This window comes from Lonsdalea quercina, assembly GCF_900107885.1.
GTDB classification, from domain to species: Bacteria; Pseudomonadota; Gammaproteobacteria; order Enterobacterales; family Enterobacteriaceae; genus Lonsdalea; species Lonsdalea quercina.
Genome location: NZ_FNQS01000010.1, coordinates 59,036 through 83,360, shown reverse-complemented (window position 1 = coordinate 83,360; position 24,325 = coordinate 59,036). Strand labels below are relative to the sequence as shown.

Annotated in this window: 21 protein-coding genes; 6 read left to right on the top strand and 15 right to left on the bottom strand. The window is 57.9% G+C overall.

Going from position 1 to position 24,325, the window contains the following annotated elements; genetic code table 11:
* Positions 1-11 precede the first annotated feature (11 nt).
* On the top strand, positions 12-296 hold the full coding sequence (locus BLU64_RS13605) for a DUF1145 family protein (protein WP_175527820.1): 285 nt from the start codon (positions 12-14) through the stop codon (positions 294-296).
* A 45-nt stretch (positions 297-341) separates the two neighbouring features.
* Here the strand turns inward: BLU64_RS13605 and BLU64_RS13600 are convergent, their stop codons facing one another.
* Entirely contained in the window at positions 342-668 is a 327-nt protein-coding gene (locus tag BLU64_RS13600) for a DUF1820 family protein (RefSeq protein WP_074729043.1), read from the bottom strand.
* A gap of 233 nt (positions 669-901) precedes the next feature.
* Here BLU64_RS13600 and BLU64_RS13595 point away from each other — a divergent pair, with 233 nt between their 5' ends.
* The gene (locus tag BLU64_RS13595) at positions 902-1,531 is read left to right on the top strand and encodes a lysoplasmalogenase (RefSeq protein ID WP_074729041.1); all 630 of its coding nucleotides are present in this window, start codon (positions 902-904) and stop codon (positions 1,529-1,531) included.
* A 22-nt stretch (positions 1,532-1,553) separates the two neighbouring features.
* On the opposite strand, the gene tusA is transcribed toward BLU64_RS13595, so the two are convergent.
* Positions 1,554-1,802, bottom strand: a complete 249-nt coding sequence (gene tusA / locus BLU64_RS13590; RefSeq protein ID WP_026743638.1) for a sulfurtransferase TusA — start codon at positions 1,800-1,802, stop codon at positions 1,554-1,556.
* 190 nt (positions 1,803-1,992) lie between these two features.
* On the opposite strand from tusA, the gene BLU64_RS13585 reads away from it, so the two are divergent.
* The 4 genes from BLU64_RS13585 (at position 1,993) to BLU64_RS13570 (ending at position 4,756) form a co-directional block, all read left to right on the top strand.
* Positions 1,993-2,646, top strand: coding sequence for a 7-cyano-7-deazaguanine/7-aminomethyl-7-deazaguanine transporter (locus BLU64_RS13585; RefSeq protein WP_026743639.1), 654 nt, complete (start codon positions 1,993-1,995; stop codon positions 2,644-2,646).
* A 119-nt stretch (positions 2,647-2,765) separates the two neighbouring features.
* A complete protein-coding gene (locus BLU64_RS13580; RefSeq protein ID WP_026743640.1) occupies positions 2,766-3,323 on the top strand; it encodes a DcrB family lipoprotein in 558 nt (185 codons plus the stop codon).
* Positions 3,324-3,490: 167 nt separating this feature from the next.
* Entirely contained in the window at positions 3,491-4,507 is a 1,017-nt protein-coding gene (gene yhjD, locus BLU64_RS13575; protein ID WP_051625568.1) for an inner membrane protein YhjD, read from the top strand.
* A gap of 48 nt (positions 4,508-4,555) precedes the next feature.
* Entirely contained in the window at positions 4,556-4,756 is a 201-nt protein-coding gene (locus BLU64_RS13570) for a 2-hydroxymuconate tautomerase family protein (protein WP_074729039.1), read from the top strand.
* 156 nt (positions 4,757-4,912) lie between these two features.
* On the opposite strand, the gene BLU64_RS13565 is transcribed toward BLU64_RS13570, so the two are convergent.
* The 13 genes from BLU64_RS13565 to dppC form a co-directional block, all read right to left on the bottom strand.
* On the bottom strand, positions 4,913-6,382 hold the full coding sequence (locus BLU64_RS13565) for a M16 family metallopeptidase (protein ID WP_074729037.1): 1,470 nt from the start codon (positions 6,380-6,382) through the stop codon (positions 4,913-4,915).
* A gap of 266 nt (positions 6,383-6,648) precedes the next feature.
* Complete coding sequence (locus tag BLU64_RS13560; protein WP_026743643.1) at positions 6,649-7,941, bottom strand: dicarboxylate/amino acid:cation symporter; 1,293 nt, start codon at positions 7,939-7,941, stop codon at positions 6,649-6,651.
* 303 nt (positions 7,942-8,244) lie between these two features.
* Complete coding sequence (locus BLU64_RS13555) at positions 8,245-9,417, bottom strand: HAMP domain-containing protein (RefSeq protein WP_083351082.1); 1,173 nt, start codon at positions 9,415-9,417, stop codon at positions 8,245-8,247.
* A 207-nt stretch (positions 9,418-9,624) separates the two neighbouring features.
* Positions 9,625-10,638, bottom strand: a complete 1,014-nt coding sequence (locus tag BLU64_RS13550; protein ID WP_026743645.1) for a glycosyl hydrolase family 8 — start codon at positions 10,636-10,638, stop codon at positions 9,625-9,627.
* A gap of 10 nt (positions 10,639-10,648) precedes the next feature.
* Positions 10,649-11,119, bottom strand: a complete 471-nt coding sequence (gene bcsD / locus BLU64_RS13545) for a cellulose biosynthesis protein BcsD (RefSeq protein WP_074729033.1) — start codon at positions 11,117-11,119, stop codon at positions 10,649-10,651.
* A 2-nt stretch (positions 11,120-11,121) separates the two neighbouring features.
* Complete coding sequence (locus BLU64_RS13540) at positions 11,122-14,961, bottom strand: cellulose biosynthesis protein BcsC (RefSeq protein ID WP_074729031.1); 3,840 nt, start codon at positions 14,959-14,961, stop codon at positions 11,122-11,124.
* Positions 14,962-14,972: 11 nt separating this feature from the next.
* Complete coding sequence (gene bcsB / locus BLU64_RS13535; protein ID WP_083351083.1) at positions 14,973-17,354, bottom strand: cellulose biosynthesis cyclic di-GMP-binding regulatory protein BcsB; 2,382 nt, start codon at positions 17,352-17,354, stop codon at positions 14,973-14,975.
* Positions 17,354-19,477 carry a UDP-forming cellulose synthase catalytic subunit gene (gene bcsA / locus BLU64_RS13530; RefSeq protein ID WP_074729028.1) on the bottom strand — a complete coding sequence of 708 codons (2,124 nt, stop codon included), beginning with the start codon at positions 19,475-19,477 and terminating at the stop codon, positions 17,354-17,356. Before bcsA ends, bcsB begins: the two co-directional genes overlap by 1 nt.
* Before the next feature lie 95 nt (positions 19,478-19,572).
* On the bottom strand, positions 19,573-20,373 hold the full coding sequence (gene bcsQ, locus BLU64_RS13525; RefSeq protein ID WP_074729026.1) for a cellulose biosynthesis protein BcsQ: 801 nt from the start codon (positions 20,371-20,373) through the stop codon (positions 19,573-19,575).
* Complete coding sequence (bcsO, locus tag BLU64_RS13520; protein ID WP_026743650.1) at positions 20,364-20,912, bottom strand: cellulose biosynthesis protein BcsO; 549 nt, start codon at positions 20,910-20,912, stop codon at positions 20,364-20,366. Before bcsO ends, bcsQ begins: the two co-directional genes overlap by 10 nt.
* 499 nt (positions 20,913-21,411) lie before the next feature.
* Positions 21,412-22,428 (bottom strand): dipeptide ABC transporter ATP-binding subunit DppF, encoded by a 1,017-nt coding sequence (dppF, locus tag BLU64_RS13515; RefSeq protein WP_026743651.1) that lies wholly within the window; start codon positions 22,426-22,428, stop codon positions 21,412-21,414.
* Positions 22,428-23,402, bottom strand: coding sequence for a dipeptide ABC transporter ATP-binding protein (gene dppD / locus BLU64_RS13510; protein WP_074729024.1), 975 nt, complete (start codon positions 23,400-23,402; stop codon positions 22,428-22,430). Before dppD ends, dppF begins: the two co-directional genes overlap by 1 nt.
* Positions 23,403-23,412: 10 nt before the next feature.
* Positions 23,413-24,318, bottom strand: coding sequence for a dipeptide ABC transporter permease DppC (dppC, locus tag BLU64_RS13505; RefSeq protein ID WP_026743653.1), 906 nt, complete (start codon positions 24,316-24,318; stop codon positions 23,413-23,415).
* Positions 24,319-24,325: the final 7 nt, after the last annotated feature.

The following is a 24,325-nucleotide window of genomic DNA, read 5'->3' as shown; positions in this document are numbered from 1 at the left end:
ACATTATGGTTATTTGGATTAATCTCGGACGATTAGTGATGCTGGGCGTGTGGGCCTTTCTGATCATGAACCTGATTCAGCCCTTTCCGCGGCCGTTGAATATCTTCATGACGGTGGCGATGGTGTTCATGATACTGATGCACGGCATGCAATATCTGCTGCTGAAGGCCAGTCAGCCGAAGGACGCCCCGCCCATCAGCGGGATGACGCAACTGAAGATCTTCCTGTTCGGGGTATTCGAGCTGATGGCGTGGCAGCGTAATCAGCCGCAGGACAGCAAGCGGAACATGCGCTAGGCGCAGGGCATCCGCTCATACGATGCGGATGCCTTGGAACAAAAATTAGGGCTTCTTGCCGGGCAGATAAGGGAAATGGGTCACATTGTCGCCGAGTTCGGCAATCCGTGAGCTGCCGCGCTCCCGCTCCTTCACCGAATCGATGCGAATCACCGCCTGCAGCGGAATATAGCTGCGGTCGACACCGGCAAATTCGGTCTTCAGCTTTTCTGTACTCGGATCGACCAGCAGCTCCGACGGGCTTTCAAACACAAAGTCCGCGATTTCGATGAAGCCAAACAGCGCGCTCTGCACCAACTCTCGCACATAAAGCTGATAATTTTTGCCATTGTTCATAAATTGAATGCGGTAGAGTGCGGATTCATTACTCATTCAACAACATTCTCCTTCTTGAGCGATTAATCAAGACTACTGCCACCTATCCGGCGCTACCTTAGCATGATGCCTCTATAATACCCGCATCCGCCATCCTGCGTTGTCCGGCTGAGGGTCGATCACCTACACTGAAAGAACAATCATTGTGCAGATGCATACCAGAAGCCGAATTTCGCCCCGTCGCGCCCCTGCTGCTGGCCGTCTGAATTTCCCACCTTTGAGGACGTTCTATGCTTTGGTCATTTATTGCCGTTCTTTTTTCCGGCTGGCTTTACGTCGACGCCAGCTATCGTGGTCCCACCTGGCAACGCTGGCTGTTCAAGCCTCTTACCTTACTCTTGCTGATCGCGCTGGCCTGGCAGGCGCCGATGCTGAACGTCCCGGCCTACCTGATTGTTCTGGGTCTGCTGGCGACCATCGCCGGCGATACCCTATTGCTGCTGCCCGCGCAGCGAATGTTGTACGCCATCGGCGCTTACTTCGCGGCGCACCTGCTCTACACCATCAGTTTCCTGTCCACCCAGATGACGCTGAATTTGTTCTGGCCACTGCCACTGCTGCTCGCCATCGTGTCGGCGCTGCTGGTCGCGATGCTGTGGACCCGACTGGATACGCTGCGTCTGCCGGTCTGCGCATTCATCGCCATGACCGCCGTCATGGTGTGGGTTGCGGGCGGTCCCTACTTTGCAGCGAGCACCGACGACAACCTGTCGCTGCTGGTCGGTGCGGCCCTGCTCTTCATCGGGCATGCGTCCTGGCTGATTTATCACTTCCGCTTTAAATTCCCGGCGCATCAAGTGATTTTGGCCATCTGCTATTTCGGAGGCCATTTCCTGATCGTTCGTTCTATTTATGGCTGAGCACGAAGCGGGGAGACGCGGGTTATTTGCCCGCTTTGCGCAGGAGATAACGGTAGGGCAATGCTTCCGTCGCCTGACCCAACAGCTCGTGCTCCATAAATAGGCAGAATCCAGGGATATCACGCGTCGTCGCGGGGTCATCCGCAATAATCAGCAGCGTCTCTCCCGCAGCCATGTCACGCACCGTCTTGCGCACCAGCATCACGGGTTCCGGGCAGCGCAGTCCCAGCACGTCAAGAGTGCGGTCGGCCTGAGCAAAAGTATCGGTCATAGCGAGTCTCAAAAGGGATTATCGTTGGATAGCGGCCTTAGTTTACGCTGCGAATATCAGGGTGCAAGCCGCGTTACCCCCCCATGTTCAAAGAAAACAGAAATAGGTATGATGCCGTTTTATTGACGTCCGCGCGAAGCAGGACGTTATCACTGGGTTCCCTCACCCCATAAACCAAAAAGGTCGCAACATGTTTGGATTTACGCCGCAGCAGCGGCTGACAGCATTGTGCTGGCTTACGCTATTCCACATTCTGATCATCACCTCCAGTAACTACTTAGTGCAGCTCCCCGTTTCCGTGTTCGGTTTTCACACCACCTGGGGCGCCTTCACTTTCCCATTTATTTTTCTGGCGACGGACCTGACGGTGCGGATTTTCGGCGCGCCACTGGCGCGACGCATTATTCTGCTGGTAATGATCCCGGCATTGGCGATCTCCTATCTGGTCTCCGCGCTGTTTTACGACGGCACCTGGCAGGGCTTTGCCTCACTGAGTCAGGTCAATATCGTGGTCGCCCGCATCGCCTGCGCTAGCTTTATGGCTTACGTGCTGGGACAAATTTTGGACGTACACGTCTTTAATCGCCTGCGACAGCTCAGCGCCTGGTGGGTCGCGCCCTCGGCCTCCACGGTGCTGGGCAACCTCTGCGACACGTTGGCATTCTTCTTTATCGCGTTCTATCGCAGCCCGGACCCGTTTATGTCCGCTCACTGGGTCGAAATCGCGCTGGTGGATTACACCTTCAAGATCCTGATTTGCGGGATACTATTCCTGCCGATGTACGGCATCATGCTAAACATGCTACTGAAGCGTTTGAGCGGCAGGACGCCGCAGACGGCATAACACCAGATTGCCCCGAAAGGGGCCGACAGACAGGCTTTGTGACAACAAAACGCTTGTTTTTACTGCCTGAATCGGTTCGCATAGCAGCATTATGTTTTCTGGTTAAGGAAAGAGCTGCTATGTCGAAAGTTGTAAAATTTATCGGAATCGGCTTGCTGGCCGCCACGCTGGCCGCCTGCGATGGCAAAAACGATGAGACGTCTTCCGCCACGGATGCGGCCGCACAGGCTCAGAGTAGCCAGACGATCTCTTTGCTCTCCGGCAAACTGACGTTCACACTGCCCGCAGACCTGAGGGACCAGAGCGGAAAACTGGGCAACCAGGCCAATAACATGCACGTGTACGCCAACAAAAGCGGACAAAAAGCGGTCATCGTTATCTTGGGCGACAGCACCACTGAAGATCTGCCGGTGCTGAGCCAGCGTCTGGAAGACCAGCAGCGTACCCGCGACGCCAATCTGCAGGTCGTCACCAATAAAACCATTGATGTCGACGGCCACAAGCTGCAGCAATTAGACAGCATCATCTCCAGTAGCGGTCAGAAAGCTTACTCCTCCGTCGTCCTGGGCATCGTCGGCGACCATTTGATGACGCTGCAAATCACACTCCCCGCAGAAAATCAGCAGCAGGCGCAAACCGAGGCGGAAAATATTCTCCGCACGCTGAAACTGAGCTGATATTTACCGTTCAGGGCGTTAACGAGGTCCTGAACGGCCTTTGCAACCACGACCATGACGCCCTATTTGCCCGTCTATTCCTGACGGAAGCCCGCGTAGAACTGTTATTGAGAGTATCTCGGTTATAATCAATCGGATGGATAACTGCGCGTAAGAGGTTTTATTACATGTCCGTAACACCTAAACGGCCCCCTGACAATACACCGGCCCCTATCCCTTCCAAAGAGGACGCAGCGTCCCCGGCGGAGAAAAACCCTATCGCCCGGCTGACCCGCTGGAGCAAATGGATTCAGTCTCTGCCTTACGTCGCGCACTTTATTCGCGCCGTCGAACGGTTCAATGACCGCATGGGCAGCCAGTTCGGGGCCGCCATCACCTACTTCTCCTTTCTGTCGCTGATCCCCATTCTGATGGTCTCTTTCGCCACGGTCGGGTTCGTGTTGGCTTCAAATCCCGATTTGCTCACGGAGCTGATCAGCCGCATCGTCAATAGCATCAGCGATCCTAACCTCGCTAATACGCTGAAAAATACGGTAAATACGGCGATACAGCAGCGTACCACCGTGGGTTTGACCGGTTTGCTGATCGCGCTGTACTCCGGGGTGAATTGGATAGGTAACCTGAGAAACGCCATCCGCGCGCAGTTCCGCGCAAAGTGGGAACGCAATCCGCACGATGAAGAGAAAATCTATTTTCAATACCTGTGGGATTTTCTGTCGCTGCTGGGACTATTGATCGCCTTGGCGTTCACGTTATTCCTGACTTCCGTCGCCGGGACCGCGCAAAACAGAATTGTCATCGCGCTGGGACTGGAGGGGATCGAGTGGTTGCGGCCCGCCATGACGCTGATCGCGCTGTCGATTTCAATCTTCGCCAACTATTTGTTATTTCTGTGGATATTAGGCGTTCTTCCCCGACGGAAACCCAATCGTAAGGCGCTGTTACGCGGAACCTTGCTGGCCGCGGTCGGTTTCGAAATCTTGAAATTTATTATGACCGTCGTGCTGCCCAAACTGGCGTCTTCGCCTTCTGGCGCAGCCTTTGGCTCGGTGATCGGCCTGATGACCTTTTTCTACTTCTTCGCCCAGCTGACGCTCTTTTGCGCCGCGTGGATCGCCACCGCTAAACCCAGACATCATCATATATCCGAGGACACAGCCGAACCGCCGGTTGCGGCTTCCTAACAGTCGGCGGCTCGGCCGCCGTTTACGTTACCCCGACAGGAGAAATGTATGCCGGTTGTTACCGTTCGCATCCTCAAAGAGGACACCACCGCCGAGCAAAAGGCGCAGGTCATTAATGGCATCACGCAGGTGCTGGAGACAGCGCTGGGAAAGGACCCGGCCAAAATCATCGTGATGATTGATGAGGTCGAGCCAGAGAACATGGGCGTCGGCGGACAGAGCATCATCGAACGGCGCAAGTCGTCCTGACCCCGCGGGAACCGGCGGTGACACGCCGGACGCCAATCCCTTCTGATGACAGACCGCGCTGCGGTCTGTGTTTCCCCCCTCGATCGAGTGATGATAAATAACGCCGGGGCGACAACCCCCTAAAAGCGGCGCGTGCCTGCCTCCGGCTCACTCAACCTACGGCGAAGCGGGCGCCGTTTCATCCGCCGCAGGCGCGACGCTCTCCGCCGGTTTCATCAACTCGTTATACCTATCTTGCAACTCTTTCAGGTTGGCCTCGGGTTCGCCCGGCGGCTGTTGCAGCACTAGCGTCGCATTTTGCGCCAGTTGCAGGCGCAGCGCCTGATTGAGGGATCCCAGCGTCACCGCGGAGAGGTAATGTTTACGCAGCTGCTGATACTGTTCCGGCGCGATATCCACCACGCCGCTTCGCTGCGAGCGCAGCCGCTGCTCCATCAAAATCTGCGTGCCGGTGCGGGCATAGGTGGCGAAAAGCTTGTCCAGCTCTTCGTTTTTACGCGCCACCAGCGCATCAAATTCCGCCTGTGTCAGGCCATCATCCTGCAAGGCGCTGAGCGCTTTGCCCACCAGCGTCACGCCCTCGACCAGCTGTTCGCCGTTCAGGTTGTCCATATGTAGAGAGCACTGCGCGCGTCCATATAAGACATTGCAGTCGAAACGCAATTTGGCCTCTTTCAGCGCGCTTCTCTCCAGCGCCTGCTCTACGCGCTGGAACATCGCCTCCCGCGCCAGATCGCGCTGCCAATAGCGCGCGAGCGCGTTTGAATCCCGAATCGGCTGCCAGACCGTATCCCAGACCAGCGCGATGGAGTCCGGTCTGCCCGTAACGCCGATCAGTCGGGCCGGTTCCACAGGCAACGCAGACAATACCGGCAGCGGCGCCGGCGTCGCGCGTTTGCCCTCCAACGGCGAAAAAACCTTCCTGATCTGCTCGACGATGGCGCGGGAGTCGACGTTCCCCACGACATACAGCGTCATCGCATCCGGGGTATACCACGCTTTGTAGAAGGCCAGCAATGGTTCAGCCGTGAGCGGCGTTTTGACCGGCTGCCCCGGATTGTGCGCCAACAGAATGGAGTTTTGAAGGCGGTAGCGCCAGACGGGATCGTGCGGATTCGGCGGCAACGTGGCGACGCCGTCTCCCTTTTGCAGTGTCGTACCGATGATTTGGTCGTCGATTGACAGACCACCTGCGGTTTCCGCCAGCCAACTCAGCGCGTCTTTCAACAGCTCCGGTCGATTATTCGGCAGGCTCAAATTATAGGAGGTGAAGTCGTAGGAGACGACGACTGGCGACGGCCGATCATCGTTGGGAGAAGATGCCCATAATGCCGCCAGTTGGCCCGGCGTAAACGATGCATTAGGCATCATCGCCAGGCGGGGAATGACGTGAGAAAATCCAGTTTGCTGTGTGTTTTCGCTCAACGATCCCGTATTCACCACCAGACGGAGTTCGAGGTGGTCGTTGGGACGCTGAGGGGTGGTCAGAAGCTGCCAGCTAAAGCCGTTATCCAGCTTACCCTGCTGCCAGGCGGGATCGGGCTGTAGCTCTTCCGCCAGTGCAAAACGGCCGAAAACCGCCAGTAAAACGCCACCGAATAAAAGGCTGACTTTGGTTCCCTGCATGTGAACCCCTGCTTTTTCATCACTCTCTGAAGACGTGCATTTTATGGATTACGGTGACGGTTTTGCGGTCACCACACGGTGTACTCACCTCTCAAAAAACAGAGGCGCAGTGTACCATTCGCTTGGACCGCGCGCTTTCGTCGATGTCACTTAGTCAGGCGAAATATACCGAAAAAAGTGGAAAATGCTGAATTTGGACTCATCCGATAAACAGCGGCCCACAGCGTTGATATTCGCTGTGGGCCGTTGGCGGAAAGGCGGGAACGTCAGGAAACAGGCGGGGAAGAGGGCGCCGGTTTAGAGGGTTTGTTGTTATCCAGCGCCTCATTCAGCTGCTTTTCATCCAACTGGCCGACCCACTTGGCGACGAAGATTGTCGCGACGCCGTTACCGACAAGATTAGTCAGCGCGCGGGCTTCCGACATAAAGCGGTCGATCCCAAGAATCAGCGCCAACCCGGCAAGCGGCAGATGGCCTACGGCGGAGATGGTGGCGGCCAGCACGATGAATCCGCTGCCGGTGACGCCCGCCGCCCCTTTCGAGGACAACAGCAACACCACCAGCAACGTGATCTGATGCCAGATATCCATGTGGCTGTTGGTAGCCTGCGCAATAAACACCGCCGCCATCGTCAGGTAGATGGAGGTGCCGTCGAGATTGAAGGAATATCCGGTCGGGATCACCAGCCCCACGACCGACTTCTTACAGCCCGCCTTCTCCATTTTCTCCAGCATGCGTGGGAGGACCGACTCGGAGGAAGACGTCCCCAGAACAATCAGCAGTGATTCCTTAATGTACCGAATGAACTTGAAGATGCTGAAGCCGGTGGCGCGGGCAATGGATCCCAGCACCAGAATCACGAACAGCAGACAGGTCACGTAGAAGCACACCAGCAGCTGTCCCAGCTGCACCAGCGAGCCGACGCCGTATTTGCCGATAGTAAACGCCATCGCCCCAAACGCTCCCAACGGCGCCAGGCGCATGATCATGTTGATGATGCCGAAAATGACTTTGGAAAAGCTTTCGATCACATCAAAAACAATTTTCCCTTTCGCGCCTAAACGGTGCAGCGCAAAGCCGAACATCACCGCGAACAGCAGCACTTGCAAGATATTGCCGCTGGCGAACGCGCCGATCACGCTGGCGGGAATGATGTCCAGCAGGAACGGGATGACGCCTTGCTCCGCCGCCTGACTGGCGTAGTTGGAGACCAGAGACGCATCCAGCGTGGCGGGATCGACGTTCATCCCCGCGCCCGGCTGCATCAGATTGACGACGACCAGCCCAATAAGCAGCGCGATCGTACTCACCACTTCGAAGTACAGCAGGGCGACGGCGCCGGTCCGGCCCACCGCTTTCATACTTTCCATGCCGGCGATGCCCGTCACGACCGTACAGAAGATCACCGGTGCGATGATCATCTTAATTAATTTAACGAAACCATCACCAAACGGTTTCATTTGCTCGCCGATAGATGGATAAAAATGCCCCAGTAGAACCCCGATGGTAATTGCCACAATCACTTGAAAATACAAACTATTAAAGATTGATGTTTTCATCATTATGTCCTTGGGTAGGAGTGCACACGTGGACGAAAACGGCATGACACCGCCACCTGTGATTGCGCAAAAAGTAACATTGCATTAACAGCGCAGATATCTTTTTTAACTTAAGTATGTGACTAAAAGGTGAGAGTTAAGAGCTGAATCGCATCAACGGATCATGAATAAAAAGAGTGCAAAAACAGCCTGATAACAATATCTGCGGGAGAGGAGGATGGAGGCCGTACTAACACACCGTCAGTTATTAAGTCATTTAAATAGGCGCTATCGCCGCCCACGCGTTGAAAAGTAACGGCAGCGTTAAGACAAAGAGGACGCGTGAGAGAGAACGACGGAGAGAACGCCGTCGCGACCCGCGCCTCGCGCCTGCTCCATCGTAAGACGGGCCTGCGCCAGCCACTGCCCGGCGGCATTAGCCTCCTTCTGCGCCACCTCGTCCAGCACCGTCAGCAGACCGATACTGATGTGCACGCCTTCGCGCAATCCGCCTTCACGCAGGCGGGCAAGGGGTTGATGTCCCCATACCTGAGCAAAATCGGCTCCTGCCGGCACGGCGGCCAACATCGCATATTCGTCGTTATCGAGCCGTGCCAGCAAACCGGACTCGCCGATGACGGACCGGAGCGCCGCGAGCGTGGGCAGCAGATCGTCTTGTCCCAGGACCGTATCCGCTTCCAGCCCCACCACGCACAGACAGAACGGTTCACATTGGCGGGATAAGGCGTCGATAAGCGTCGCTTTGTCTGCCAGTCCCCCCTCCCCCGCGCGCCGGTGCGACTTCCACCGCCGCAAATTTCGGTTATAGCTACGAACCAGCATGCCCAGCTCATCGTCGATGTGCCGCTCCGGCATCGTCAGCGGACAGTCAGGCAGAGACTCGGAGGATACGTCCTGCAACTCCTTGATGATTAATCGCAGCGGGTTGACGACACGGTGTTTTACGCACCAGGTGATGCCCACCGAGAGGATCAGCGCCAGCAGCAGATAGGTGACCAGCAGGGTCGAAAAGGTGCTGACGATGAACTGGAACATCCGGTACGAGTCAGCCTGCAACACCAGATGCGCCAGCGGCGTCGAACCCGGCACCTGCGGCAAGGAATATAACGGAATCGAGACTTCTATCGGCAGGTTGAACGTACGAGCGATCCACCGCGGCAAAGGCCGCTCGGACGGGAAGTTGGCATGCAGCGTGTGCAGCTCGCCGGGGAGCACCAGATAAGCCCGGCTCAGGAAGCCGACCGGTAGTAGGTTGTTTAGCAGGCCGTCGGCCTCGACCACATCGCCCTGCAAGACGGCATTGGTCAGAGGCGTTCGCACAGAATAGGCAATATGTTCCAGCTGGCGCACGTAATCATCCCGTCGCTGATGCACGAAATGGAACAGCTGGATCACGATAAACAGGCAGACGGCGGTGACCGACACTGCCGAAATCACCGTCATCTGTTTGATAGTTAGTGAACGACGAACGTGCAAACCTATTCTCCCAAAACCCCGACGCACGGGGAAAAACAGCCGTACAGTATATCTCGAGCGCCAAGTTTATAGGATGCAAAGGGGAGTCGGTTAAAAGGTTTAAGGATTTTTCTGAGGAAAGTGTTTCCGTCAGTGGCCGAGCATCAAAAAAAGGCGCTCTTGTCAGTCTGAAACAGGCGCTGCCGGGCGACGGCTGCGCCGGTGGGGTTAACGGACGTCGGCAGTGACCCGCGCCAGGTTAGCCAGCAGATGCAGGCTGGCAGAGTAGTAGTCTTCTTCAGGGCTGATGACATCATTGACCTGATGGCTGTCGCCCATCGCCAAATCCCGCACCGCCAGCAGGCCGCCGTTCATCATGTAAGGGGCGGTATGATTATTCAGTACGTCGACCCAGGCTGGCGTACGAAGACGCGGGAAACCATGCCAGTACAGACGGAACGTACTCAGCTCCGGACTTTCACGGTCATACCAGTAAACGTACAGCGGGATGCGGATGGCGTCATAGCTAAAGCGCGACGGCCAGTTCATAGCCGGGGCGGTCGTGCCATCGGCGTTCAGCGCCACCCAGTCGGACGGCAGATTGGCATCGCCGAACCGCGTCTTGCTCAGCAGAACCATTCCGTCTTCGATCAGCTGATGCCATACCGGCAAACGGCTGCGCTTGGAGAAATCTTCCCATGCGGGGAAGATAAAATAAGAAGGATTGAGAACGAGGTAAGTGCCTTTATTGAAACCGTTCGCACCCGGCAACATTACCGTATGTCCGGCGTAATGGGTCACATTGTGCGCGATGATGTCTTTTTGCAGGCTGTCCGACGCCTGAAGATACGGCTCATTGCGCCACTTCTCACCGGCCTTCAACAAAGCCCAGGCAATCATGACATCGCCATCGGAAGCATTATTTTTATCGGCCACCGGGTCGGCCGCCGTCGGAGCATAACGCCAGTAGAACAGGCCATTCTGCTTATTGTTAAGATGGGCCTGCGTCCATGACCACAGGCGGTCGAAGGTGCTCCGGTCATCATAATGCACCGCCAGCAACATGGCGAAACCTTGCCCTTCCGTATGGCTGACATTGTTGTTGCCGGTATCCTGAATTCGCCCGTCCACCGTTAAAAAACGGCTTTTATAGCTATCCCATCCCTGATCTGCCGCTATCGCACTCGTGCTGCATAACGCCATGAGCAAGACCATAGTCCAATGCCGCAATGGCTGTATCATGCTTTACCCTCTAGTTATTCTGATAACGAAATCTCAGAGCCGTCTCGCCGTCGGTCACTTCACCGACCAGCGGCACATGAGCGCCGCCGCCCTGCTCTTTCAGCCAGTGAGCATACAGCCCCTGCAACACCGCCTTGATCGCCATCAGCCAGCGCGCCTTGCTCAGCGCACCCTCTCCGGCAGGCAGCGCCAGGTGGAGGATCTCCAGCGACGCGCCACCCGGCAGCAATTCGACATAGCCCCAGTCAAACACGGCCAGCACCGCATTGACCTCCCGCTCCAGATCTGCCACGGTCAAAGCCGCCGGTAAGGGATACCGTTTCGCGAGCGCCTCGCCCATTTGCTGGAGAAAGGCCTGACCTTCGCTTTCGCCAACGTTGTTCATCATATTTTCGATGATGATCCCCAGAAGATCAAACCAGCCCGGCGGGCACTGCTGCTGGCGATAATACTGCAAGGTCGTTTGCTGCCATTCACTCATGCTTATTCGCCTCCAAGCCTATAGCGGAAATAGAGTTGCGCGTGGCTTTCGTTATAGTCACCGAAAGTATCGTAACCGAGTTGACCGCCGATGGTGACGTTGCGATTGATCTTATAGTCAGCCCCGGCGTGCAGATTGTAACCGATGCCGTTTTTACTGGTGCCGGGGTAGTAGGCTTCCTGAGTCAGGCCTTGCGCCGCCGCCGTTTCCAACATTCGCTGCCACTCCGGGTTGTTCGGATAGTAAGCGCTGCGATCCTGCGAGTAGGACTGATAGCCCAGCGCGCCGCCGATCTTCACGCTCAAATCGTCGTATTTCTGGGTGTAGTCGATGGGGAAAGCGACCGAGACGAAGTTCTGCGGGCTGAAGTAGCCGCCCTGCCCGTAGCTGTAGTAGCTCAGGTTGCGGGAGAAATCCATCCACGACAGGCTGATGCCGGTCTTCAGCTCACGCTCGCTATCGTGATAGGGACGCACGTAAGCTCCTGCATTCGCCACCAGACTTTTGTTGCTCTTCACATTTTCGCCCAGATAGCTGTAGGCCCCCGCGCCGCCATAGAAACCGGCGTCGCCGTCGTCATAGCTCAGCAGCGCCGTTCCGCCGTTCTTGGTCACGCGGCCCCACTTCTGACCGCCGAACGCATCGCGCGCGCCAACGTAGGACAGCAGGCTGTCGGTGACCGCCCGGCGTTCGCCAGTCAGCACCAGCGTCAGGAAGTCGGTCAGTTTCGGCGACCACTGAACGCCCCCCACCAGCGTGCTGAGATCTTGCCCCAGCGGGGTCGAACCGATGTCCGCTTTGTACTGCTTACCGGTCAGCGCGAGATTCAGCTCCACGCCGGTGGCATTCTGTGCTCCGGGAGAGTCCGCCGTGATCTTGTCGAGGTTGAAGCTGTCCGAGGAAGATTCGGCCTGTGCCTTGATAGATTGCTGGATAGCTCCCAGCCCAAAGCGGCGGCTGGAGGTGTCTTCGGCGCTTCCTGCGCTCAGCGTCACGGGCGTAACGGTAACGTTGAAGCGATCTTCGCCCAACGGCGCGCTGGACCACGTCAACGGCGCTTTCGCCTCGGTTAACTTACTGAGGCCGGACTCGCCGTCCCGACCGCGCACCTGCACCCCGGCCTGAGTCCAGGTGCCGGTGTCGCTCTCCAGCGCATCCATCATCTGGTTTATCTGACGGAAGGTGCCGTTCTGCGCGGAGGCCGTCGTGGTCCCCTGCGTCCCGTCGAGGCGTTGCCCGCTCACCGCGCGATAGTCGGTAGTCTCGTCGCGCTGCTGCCACGGCATCACGCTGCCGTAGGTCGACGGCGACCGCCGCGTGCTTTCCGTCGTCCGGTTGATAAACGGGTTATCCGAAAGCGCCAGTCCGCCAATCACCGGCAGGCTGCCGGACTCCGCCCCCCTCAGCCCAATCATTTTTCCGCGGGCCGTACGCAGATAAGCCAGCGCCTGCGCTTTGTCGCCTTTCGCGTCCGCCACGCGCGCCAGCAACAGCAGTCGCTCCGGCGTCTGTTTGTCGCGCAGGCCATCGGCCAGCGCGCTGGCTTTCGAAACGTCGTTCTGCGCCAATGCCACGTCGATAGCGCCGACGCGCGCATCCTGCGAGGGGGTATCGCGCGTCATCAGATAGTCATAGACCGTTGCCGCTTCCTGATTCATCTTGCCGGACTGGTAGAGCCGCGCCATCGCCAGCATCAAATCGGTATTCTGCGGATCGTGCTGCAACGCGCCGATCAGCTTGTCGTAGGCGGCCGCATACTGTCGGGCTTCACGCAGGCGATCCGCCTCCTGAATCACGCCGCCGTTGCGCACCGAGGCCAACTGCTCCGGCGTGCTGCGGGACAACATGTCCGGATTGCTCAGCCACGCTTGCGCCTCCTGACTTAAACCGGCCTGATTCAATACGGCCACCTGGGCCGCATAATCGCCCGCGTTGCCCTGAACCCCGCGTTGCATATTGCTGCGCACCACGCCGACCGCGCCGGCGACATCGCCTGCCGACGCCAGCGCCTGCGCCAGCTCACCGGCATCCTGCGGATCGGCTGGCGGGTTAACCGCCAGCGCTTTCAGGGTGTTGGCCGCCGCGACGTTGGAACCGGTCTTAAGATAATCCCGCGCCGTCTGCATCTGTAGGTTGAAGCTGGCCCGACGGGCCAGCGCGCGCATGTTGGACGTCTGCTGGCGTTCCGGTACGCGAGCCAACAGCGTTCCGGTCTGCTGCCAGGCGCCGTTCTGGCTGGCGAATAGCGCGCCAGCGAACAGCTGCTCGGCGCCGGCGCCGGGACGGTACAGCGGCTGCATCACATCGGCTGCTGTCGTCATGTCCCCTTGCTGCTTGTAGATGCGCGCCAGATCGTATCTTACCCAGCCGTCGGCGGGCCAACGCTGTACCGCCTGCTGCAACAGCGCGATAGCCTGCGCTGGGTGGCCCGCCGCCCGCTCGCGCTCCGCGGCGCGCCTCATCGACGCGCTGCCTTCCTCCACCGCCACGCGCGGCGCCAGACGTTGGCGCACGCTGTCCGGCAGCTCAGCCAGCAGGGCCTCGGCTTCCGTACTGCGATTCTGCCGTTGAAGCACATAGTAGAGTCCTTCCTTCGCCGCGCTGTTGTTCGCATCCAGCGTCAGCACATCGCGATAGCTTTGTTCCGCCTGCGTCAGCTGATTGCTGCGCCGTTGCACATCGGCCCGAAACAGACGAACGGCAATGCCGCGTTCTCCGTCGGCCTGCATCAGCGGTTCGCTAAGCGCCAGCGCCTGCGGCGTATTTCCCGTTTTCATCGCCTGCTGCGCCACGCTCAGCTGCGCGTAGAAACGCGCGTCCTCCGCCTGCTGCTGACGTTCGACGCTGTTTTCGCCGCCCTGCTTCGCCGCCTGCTCCAGATAGTTGGCGGCGCTGGCGTAGTCGCCTCGACGCTGAGCGATATAACCGAGACCGGCCAGCGCATCCGCATCCTGCGGCGCGGCCTGGAGTACTTGTTCAAATGCCCGCTGCGCGCCGTCCGTATCGCCGCTGTTCAGCTCGGCGAACCCTTTTCCTATAGCCGCGCCGCCGACATGGGTGCGGTAGTGCGTCATGACCGCGTTATCCTGCGGGTGCCGCTGCTGGTAGTTGTCGTATAGCGGCGCGTCGTCCAGCTGAGGACTCATCCATAGCAGTGCCTGACGCATGGCGCCGTCTACGTCGGGATTGCCCGAGGCCATCGCATCCAGCAGCCGCAGCCCTTCCCGTCGGGTGGATTCCTGATAGGTCAGCGCCTTACCCAACGCCAGCCGGGCCTGAGTATCCTGCGGATTCGCCGCCGTGAACTGACGCAGGCCGTCCACCGCCTGCGGCCACAGCGTGCGGTCGCCCGCCATGGTCAGATAGTATTCCACTGCGACGTTGGCCGGCGGCTGGCCGCCGTCGAACAGGTTACGCCAGGTTTGCAGCGAGGCGGCGATGTTGCCGCTGCGGGCCTGCTGACGGGCCAGCGCCAGCTGAGCAGGGGGAATATCCTGCCAACGCCGGGAGTTGTCCAGCGCCTGCAACCGAGGGTCCTGAGGCGAAATGCCAGCCAGACGCGCGCGCCACTTCGTCGCCTCGGCGTTGTCGCCGCGTTGTTGAGAGTAAAGCGCCATCAGGTAAATCGCGCGGGTGTTGTCGGCGTCAACCGCCAGCACCTTTTGCAGCGCGCCTTTGGCCAAATCGTCGTGGGCGCGTTGATGCCAATATTCCGCCTGATCGAACAGCGCCTGGAACGCCGGGTTGTTGTTGTCCGCCGCCAGCGTCGGCGCGGACAGGGCCGCCGCCCCCACCAGGCACGATAACCGAAGCATTGTGGCAGTCAGTGTGTTCTTTTTCATAGATCGCTCAATTATTTCCGACCTGAGTCACGCTCGTCCCGCGGATGCAGACGGCGATGAGCGTGGCGTTTCAGCACGCGATACAAAACCGCTCCACCTAACGAAGCCATGATTAAGGCGACAAACGCCAGAATGACGGCATGCTGGTTGGCATACCAGATAATCATCATGTACCAGGGCATTTGCCCGCTGGGGAACTGCGGGCCGACCCGAAAACTGCGGATGCCGTTCTCATCGGTGATGATGGCGGTATCGCCCCGGATTGCCGCGGTGATACGCGTCGACGTCAGATCGCCGTGCAGCCGCTGCAACTGCTGGTCGTTCGTCGCCAACACGACTACCGCCACGCGTTGAGGGTTCCACGGGGAGCGATAGCTGACAAAACCGCGCCAGAACTCATTCGATGAGAAATAGCGGTCAGCGTCTATCGGATGGCGAGACCAGTCACCGGTCAGCCAACTGACCAATTTTTCCGGCACGCTCGGCATTTTAACCCCCAGCGCATGGCCGTCCGTCTGGTATGGAGACTCCGCCAGCAGCGCCGTGTTAAATCCGGCATGCGCTAACGTCGTGACCGCCAGCACATCGCTGTTTTGCAGCCGATGCCGCTCTACCCCCTCTTTCGGCACGCCGAATACGACCTGGTTATGGTTGATGCTGACGCCGGTCGCATCGCCGGAGCGGCCTGCCATGTCAAGCAACGTGCCAATCTCCTGATCTGAAGGGCGTTCCGGCAGCAACATCACCGTCTGTGCATAGTCAGCCAGACGGGAGAAGGGGAACGACGCGCCGATGAAATACGACAGGTTAGGCAGCATCGTGAAGTGACGCGTGCGGGTCAGGTCTATCCACGAGTCGTTCTCAATGCGGCTTTTGATGTTGTTGTTCAACAGTACGCTGCACGGGGCATCCGCTTTCGGCCGGATGTTGAAGTAGAGCTGTAGCTGGTTAAAACCGTAAATCAGATACGGGTCGAGCTTCAGCGTGTAGGACTCCTGACGATTGTCGCCCCCCAGCCGACGCCAAAGCTGCTCCAGCAGACCTTCCTTTACCATTGGTAAATTATTGATAAAAGTGCCATTAAGCGTGACGTTTAGGTCAGAGCGATGTTCGTCAATCCAGCTTTCCGCCGGGAAGCGGTAGTTGATGTGCACCGGGATCGTTTCGCCGTCCCACAGGAAGAGATCGGGGGCCGCCCGGAACTTGAGGTTCTGCGCGGAGTGCCAGATGCCTAGGGACGTCATGCTCTGCCCTGGCTCCAGCAGTTCGCTAAACCGGACACGCCGATCGGTGCTGATCCAGCGCGGCGCGTCGTAGCTCTTATGGCGCGGAAGCGTCAGCGGCGTGACGGTGATGGATGTCTGTTTCGCAGTCAACGGCTGACTGACGAGATGATAGGCAGCCTGTTTTAGCTGTTGCTCGTCCTTCCCCACCACCAACAGCAGCTTGTAAATCGGATTGTCGGGGTTATCCACCAGTTGCAACGTCGGGGCATCGACCTGGGGCAGCGTCACGCGGCCGATCTTCTGGCCCGGATAGCCGAACAAAATACCGTTCTGTTCCGGCATGCTGTCGCGCTTCACGGGGAAAATAATATCTCGTCCGTTGGCCTGCCCCCCCATCCAGGACGCCACCAGCGCCGCCGCGCTCACCTGATCGGCCGTCGGCTCGGCGGGGAACACCATCGGCACGGAGGCCGTCGCCATCTGCATGGAGTCGATAAACGGCCGCGGGAAGTTGCCGATGTCCGCCCCGACGTTCAACTGCTGCTCTTCCAGTTGCAGCATGGTGCTGGGCAGAATGATGACGCTGTACTGTTGTGCATTGTCGCGCTCGCACATCAGGCGATCGGAATTAATGATGCGGAAGCTGAGGTTGTTGTCGGAAACCACCAGCGCGGCGGGGATCTCTATCTGATAGGTCCCGGTCTCCTGTCCATTCGTGGTCAGAGGCACATTGCCCAGCGGCTGTCCATTCAGCATCAGTTGCAGCGCGGTGTTGCGCTGGGCCAACGCCGGAGAAACGGCGAACTTCAGCGCCAAATGGGCGGCAGTCACCACCTGATCGGCGGAGAGCGTGAATCTCAAACCAGCCTGCAACTGACCGCCGCTTAAAGCGACGCCCTGCGTTTGCCCCATTTGCGCCACGGAAATCGTGCTGCTGATCGGTTGGTTGTAAACGCCAGACGACGCATTGAACGCGGGGACGGTCTGAGACGGCATCGCGGGAGGGGAAGCGGTGTCATACGCGCCGGGAATTCGAGGCAACTCGTCAGGCAGCGGGGCATCAATCAACGACAGCGGACGGCTGGATTCCCCGGCAGCGGCGGCGGCGCAGAGGCACAGCAGCAAAACCGTCGTCAATAAAGAAGGCGTCCTTAACAATCTGTACATCATACCGTTTTATCCTCTTGCTGCATCCCTTCGGTCGTTGAGGGTAAGGCTGACGGCGTCGGCCCCGCCTTCTTTTTTCCCTTCCAGGTCAGCCAGAAGAATTCACACACCGTTCGGAATACCGTCACGAAGGAGCGCAGCGGGTTATCCCGCGGCCAAGGCGGGTCAATCCAGGCATCCGCGCGCGAAAGCACGACGCGCACCAGACCACGGCGTTGCGATAGCGGGATTTCATCAAATTGCAGACGGATCGTACTGTCATCGAAACTCACGGACTTTACCGGCAGCGCGATTTCACCCGCGCGAGACAATAGCTCAAGGCACTCAATGGGGTCCGTTTTGTGACGCTGATCCGGCGCTTTGATTTGCGCGCCGCCCATCGACAGATCCACCGTCACCGTACGCGAGGCGATGCCGCTGGCGTAGTGAATAATAACCGGCAGCTCAACGTCGATACGGATGGTCTGCCGCGTCTGCTTCGTTTCCCGCGCCACCGCGATAGCCGCCATTAAAATCAGCAGACTGATGCAGGCCCAGGCGACGTTCAGGGCGATAACATACGGGTCGACGTGGTAATAGTGGTGCCCGACGGCCCGAACGGCGCCAATGACAATGCCCGCGAACAGCAGGACAGCGGTCGCGATATGCGGTCGTACGATGCGAAAGTCGAAAAAGCCCACGTCCAGCAAGCCGCCTTTATCCGTCACATTGAATTTGCCGTGACGCGGGGAGAGCAGGGTTAGCAACGTCGGAATGATCAGGTGGAACGCCATGACCGTTTCATAAATTTCCCCCCAGAAGCTGTAGCGGAAACGTCCGTTCATCCTCGCATTGAGGTAGACCGACATCACCAGATGCGGCAACACGTAGGCAAAGATCAGGTTCGCCGATGAATGAATAATGTTCAGGTTAAACAACAGATAAGACAGAGGCGCAGTCAGGAAGATGACGCGCGGCAGGCCGAACTGGAAGTGCAGCATGGCGCTGAGGTAACACAGACGCTGCTGCCAGGTCAGTCCTCTTCCCAACAGCGGATTGTCGACGCGGAAAATCTGCGTCATCCCTCTCGCCCAGCGGGTACGCTGAATGACATGCAGCACCAGTCGCTCGGTCGCCAACCCCGCCGCCAGCGGGATCGCCAGAAACGCGGACTTCCAGCCCCGACGCTGCATCTTCAGCGCCGTATGCGCATCTTCCGTTACCGTTTCCACGGCGAATCCGCCCACTTCTTCCAGCGCCGTACGACGAATCACCGCGCAGCTGCCGCAGAAGAAGGTGGCGTTCCAATAGTCATTCCCCTGCTGGATCGGCCCGTAGAACAGCTCGCCCTCGCTCGGCATCTGTCTGGCCGCTTTGAGGTTGCGTTCGAACGGATCGGGGGAGTAGAAGTAGTGCGGCGTCTGCATCAGCGCCAGCCGGTCGTCTTTCAGGAACGCGCCCACCGTCGCCTGCAGGAAGATACGTTTCGCCACGTGGTCGCAGTCAAAGACGCAAATCAGTTCGCCGTTGGTGAGCTGCATGGCATGGTTCAGGTTGCCCGCCTTGGCGTGCGAGTTATCGTCGCGGGTGATATAGCCGACGCCAGCCTCTGCGGCAAACACCGCAAACTCGCTGCGTTTGCCGTCATCCAGAAGGTAGACTTTGAATTTGTCCTGCGGGTAATCCATGCACTGCGCCGCCAGCACTGTGTCCCTCACCACGTCCAGACTTTCGTTATAGGTCGGGACGTACACATCCACGGTCGGCCACAGATTGGTATCCTCCGGCAGCGCCTCGATACCACGTTGTAGCGGCCATAGGGTCTGCATGAAACTCAGCATCAAAATAACCCAGACGTAGACCTCGGCAATAAATAAGCCGATACCCAAAATAGTTTCAATCTCGGAATTAAAATGCAGCGTTTCGGTCGCACGCCAGTATATATAACGCGTTGACATTAATAACGTGAGAATCACCATGACCACCGTGACCTTTCGGCTTTCACCGCGGCCCAATAAAAACAGCATGCCAATACTGATTAGGCCAAAGATGTATTGTTTTTGGCTATCCATTGGGGTGATGATAATCACTAACGCGACCGGAAATAGCACCAGCAACATGAGATAAAGAAGTGCCTTTTTCATAAATCTAGCCTGATGTTCAATAATGAGCGGGTCAATGCAAAAAGAGGAAATATCCTATAGTGATTGACGCGGAATTATTATAAACGGCCTGCCTGTTAATAAGAGGCAGGCACGAATGTCTTATAGACTTCGCCATTACCCACTTTAATATCCAACATCGCCGAAATACGTTTGCTGATTAATTCAATATCAAACGCTGCCGCCGAAGCCGGACTAAAATCGAAAATGGAGCGCTGTGAGGCGTTAGCTTCGACGACGCTTTCATCGCGATGTACGCAGCCAATTAATCTGTCGCCTTTGTTTTCCTGCATGTACGCCGCCACATCCCGGCTGATCGCACGTCGCGTATCCGTCTGATTCAGCAGCCAGTAATACCCCTGTTTATAGTTCAACGGCCCGCCAGTGAATCGCTTTTCTTCGACCGACGAAAGGAGAGACAGCGAGGCGGTATCGGCTTGCATGACGACCAGATGCAGGTCGGCCAGCTCGGTCATTGCTTTCAAGGCGGGGCTGGGGCCGGGAGGAAAGTCTGCCAGGATAACAAGGCCGGGGTAGTTCAGCATGGCGCTGAGTCCACGCGCCAAAAATGCGGGGTCCGCCAGGCGCCGATCGAAGTCCTCACGCTGCGTTTCCGTCACGCCGCCGTAGGGCAACACGAAAATATTGCCGCCTGCCGTCAGGATGGACTGGCTCCAGTCAGGGGAATCGACTGCGGCCGACACGAAGCCTCGCTCATCGGATAGCGGAATGCCGAAATGCAGGCGCAGCGCATTCTGGACATCAAAATCTATCGCCAGCACTTTGCTGCCGCCGCGCGCCAAGGCATAGGCCAGATTGGCCACCATCGTGGTTTTTCCAACTCCGCCTTTCGGAGAACAGAGACAGACTAACGGCATGAGGCAATTTTCTCCAATAGCGGTTTCAACAGTGTGTCTTTATTCGGCGCTTGTGCGGTTTGCCGACCACGCGTGCTGAACATTTGCTTATAACGCTCGGACCCGAGCGGCGCCGTGCTGACCGCAGCGGTCGATTCCGGGCGGGACGCAAGGGCAGATGAACCAATCTCCGGCGACGGCGATGACCTCGTAGGATCGGCCGCCTGCAAAGGCATGGACGCGGCGGTCACCGCATTCAGGAGCGATCGCTGGCCTGAGGCGGCGCCGTTGCGCGGGCGGGTATGGAAATCGTCCAACCTGGCAGGCTTGACGGCGGAAGCCGGCCCCGCAAATACATGTTTCGCGACAGGCTTCAGAGAGGGCGGCATGCCATCGTCTAATGAAGATTCGGCACCGCCTTTATCTTCATTAATCACTTGCTTCACAATGGCCCAGCGAGAACCTTCATCATGCAAAGAACGCCCCAACATTTCCTTGAAATTAATGTCTTCCGACTGGGTCTTTTCTTTGAAATGCTTCAGATCGTCATAGCTTTTCATAAGCCTCCCAAATCTCTACATGAATGGCGGCTAATATACCATTAATGAGAGAACACTTAATCAAAATATCCTCACCTATTATTACAAAATAGATTGGCGCCAGTTGTGAAAATATAATGATTAAAATGATGCGTCTCTTTTATCTGTTCTTTTCTCCACCAAAACCCGCGCAGTGAAAAATAGTTCGCACTCTTGCCAAGTGTTTATAATTGGGCGTTTTATAATAAAAAACGTAATATTTAATTACCAGGTAACGGGCGTTGTCGTCGCGGAAAATAAGACTTTCCAATACGATAAAGTATTCATAACCTTTTCTTTTTCCAACCGGAAAACCAGCACGTTATGTCGTTGGTTCTTCTTTCCCTTTGACAATAAAGCGGATAAGTCTGTTTGCAGGGATGAGCGGGCGCGCCTGTCCGTGTCGGCGGCATTGAAGCGCAGTAGCAGTAAACCCGCCAGACGCCTGACTTATCGTCTGACGGACTTGTAGAACCGGTTCTTATGGCGATACGGGCTGGGGCTGCGCTTCTTCTTCATCCACTGCAAAGCAGGCCACCTTCCGTTCGCCGTAGGCGATAAGCTGAGGCTGCCGTGCCACACAGACATCAAACCGTCGTCGGCATCGGGTGTTGAACGCGCATCCCGGCGGCGGATTGAGCGGGCTGGGCAGTTCTCCGCTCAGCTTGATGCGCTCGCGGCGCAAATCGGGACTCAGGCGGGGCGTCGCGGAGAGCAGCGCCTGAGTGTATGGATGGCGTGGACGGTCGAAAATCGCCGCTTTGCTGCCCTGTTCGACGCAGCGGCCCAGATACATCACCATCACTTCATCGGCGATATGCTCGACCACCGAGAGATCGTGGGAGATGAACACGTAAGACAGGCCCAGCTCCTGCTGCAAGTCCATCATCAAATTCAGGACCTGCGCCCTGACGGACACATCCAGAGCCGAAACAGGTTCGTCCGCGATCAGCACGTCCGGGTCCAGCATCAATCCGCGGGCAATGGCGATGCGCTGACGTTGCCCGCCGGAAAACATGTGCGGATAACGGTCGTAGTATTCCGCTCTCAAGCCAACCTTCGCCATCATCGCCAGCGCCTTTTCCCGCCGTTCGGTTCGACTCAACGCCGTGTTGATCACCAGTGGTTCTTCCAGAATCTGGCCAATTTTCTTGCGGGGATTCAGCGACGCGTACGGATTTTGAAACACGATCTGAATTTTCTGCCGCCGTAACTTTTCAGCCGCGGGGTCCGCCTTCAGCAGATCCTGTCCCTGATAATACAGTTCGCCGTGGGATGGAGTTTCAATCAGCGTCAGCAGGCGCCCCAGCGTCGATTTACCACAGCCGGATTCGCCGACCACAGCCAGCGTTTTACCCCTTTCCAGCGTAAACGAGACACCATCCAGCGCTTTCACCACGCGCTGAGGCTGAAATATCCCAGACTTCACCGGGTAGTATTTTTTCAACGCACGCGCTTCCAACAGCACGTCCCGACGCACGTCTTTATCGTGACTCATCAACTGGGCCTCCCCGAATCATCCAGCGGCGTATGGCATTTCACCCGGCGATCGCCCCAGGGTTGCAGCCTCGGCTCCTGCTGGCGGCAGTGGTCGGTGACATACGGGCAGCGCGGATTCAGTAGGCAACCCAAGGGTCGGTCGTACTTGCCGGGGACGACGCCCGGCAGCGAGGCCAGCCGCGATTTATCCGTTGCAAACTCCGGCAAAGCCCGCAGCAGCGCCTGTGTGTAAGGATGACGCGGCGCGTTGAAAATCTCGCCGGCAAGCCCCGACTCCACGACCTGCCCGGCATACATGACGATGATCTGATGCGCGGCTTCGGCGACCAGCGCCAGATCGTGGGTGATCAGTATCAGCGCCATATTTTCCTGCTGCTGAAGCGTCAACAGCAGCTCAATAATTTGCGCCTGAATCGTGACATCCAGGGCGGTGGTCGGCTCATCGGCGATCAGCAGCTGCGGACGACAAGCTATCGCCATTGCAATCATCACCCGCTGGCTCATGCCCCCCGACAGCTGATGAGGATAAACCTCCAGCCGCGAGGCCGGATCCGGTATGCCGACCATCGTCAGCAGGTCGATGGCTCGCTGGCGTCGGGTCCGACGGTTGCCGCCCTGATGCACCTTGATGGCTTCCATAATCTGAAATCCTACGGTGTAGCAGGGGTTGAGGCTGGTCATCGGGTCCTGAAAGATCATCGCGATCTCCGCGCCGACTAGCTGACGGCGCGCTTTCTCCGGCATGGCGATCAAATCACGACCGTCGAACGCCAGACTGTCGGCCGCGACCTGACCGGCATCAATCAATCCCATAATTGCCAGCGAACTGACCGATTTGCCGGAGCCGGATTCTCCGACAATCCCCACGACCTGACCGCGTTCTACCTGATAACTGACACGGTCGACAGCCTTGAACGGCTGCTCGCCCTCGCCGAAACTGACGGACAGATGTTCTACGTTTAGTAAGGCCATCGCTCTTCCTCTACGACTGCTTGAGTTTGGGGTCGAGAGCATCGCGCAAGCCGTCCCCCACCAAATTGAATGCCAGCACCGTCAACAGAATCAGCAGCCCCGGAAAAGTCACGACCCACCACGCGCTTTGCGCATATTGCAGCACGTCCGACAGCATGGTCCCCCATTCGGGTGTGGGCGGCTGCGCGCCCATTCCCAGGAACCCCAGCGCCGCCATATCCAGAATTGCATTGGAGAACCCCATGGATGCCTGAACAATCAGCGGAGCCAGACAGTTGGGAAAGATGTTGATGAACATCTGCCGCATGGCGCCTGCGCCCGCGACGCGGGAAGCGGTGACGTAGTCGCGGTTGGCCTCCAGCAGCACCGCGGCGCGCGTCAGGCGTACGTAGTGCGGCAGCGAGACGAATACCAGCGCAATAGCCGCATTCACGATCGACGGGCCGAAAATCGCGACCAGCACCAGCGCCAACAGCAGGCTCGGCAACGCCAGCATGATGTCCACCAGCCGCATGATGGCGGCATCCACCAGACCGCCGAAGTAGCCGGAGATCAACCCCAATACGGTTCCGAGCAGTAAGGAGATCGTCACAACCAGGCACCCGACCAGCAGCGACAGGCGCGCGCCGTACATCAGGCGGGACAACATATCGCGCCCCACATCGTCCGTGCCGAGAAGAAATTTCCAGCTGCCGCCATCCTGCCACACCGGCGGCGCCAGCAACGCGTCACGAAACTGTTCGGACGGCGAATGCGGGGCCAAAATGCCCGCCCCGATCGCGATCGACAGCATGATCATGATGTAGACCAGCCCCACGACGGCACCTTTATTGCGACGGAAGTCGTGCCAGAACGCCTGCAGCGGCGTCAACGGCAGCGGCGCCGAATTCGTCACGTGTTGAGTCAGTTGCGTCATTGCGGCC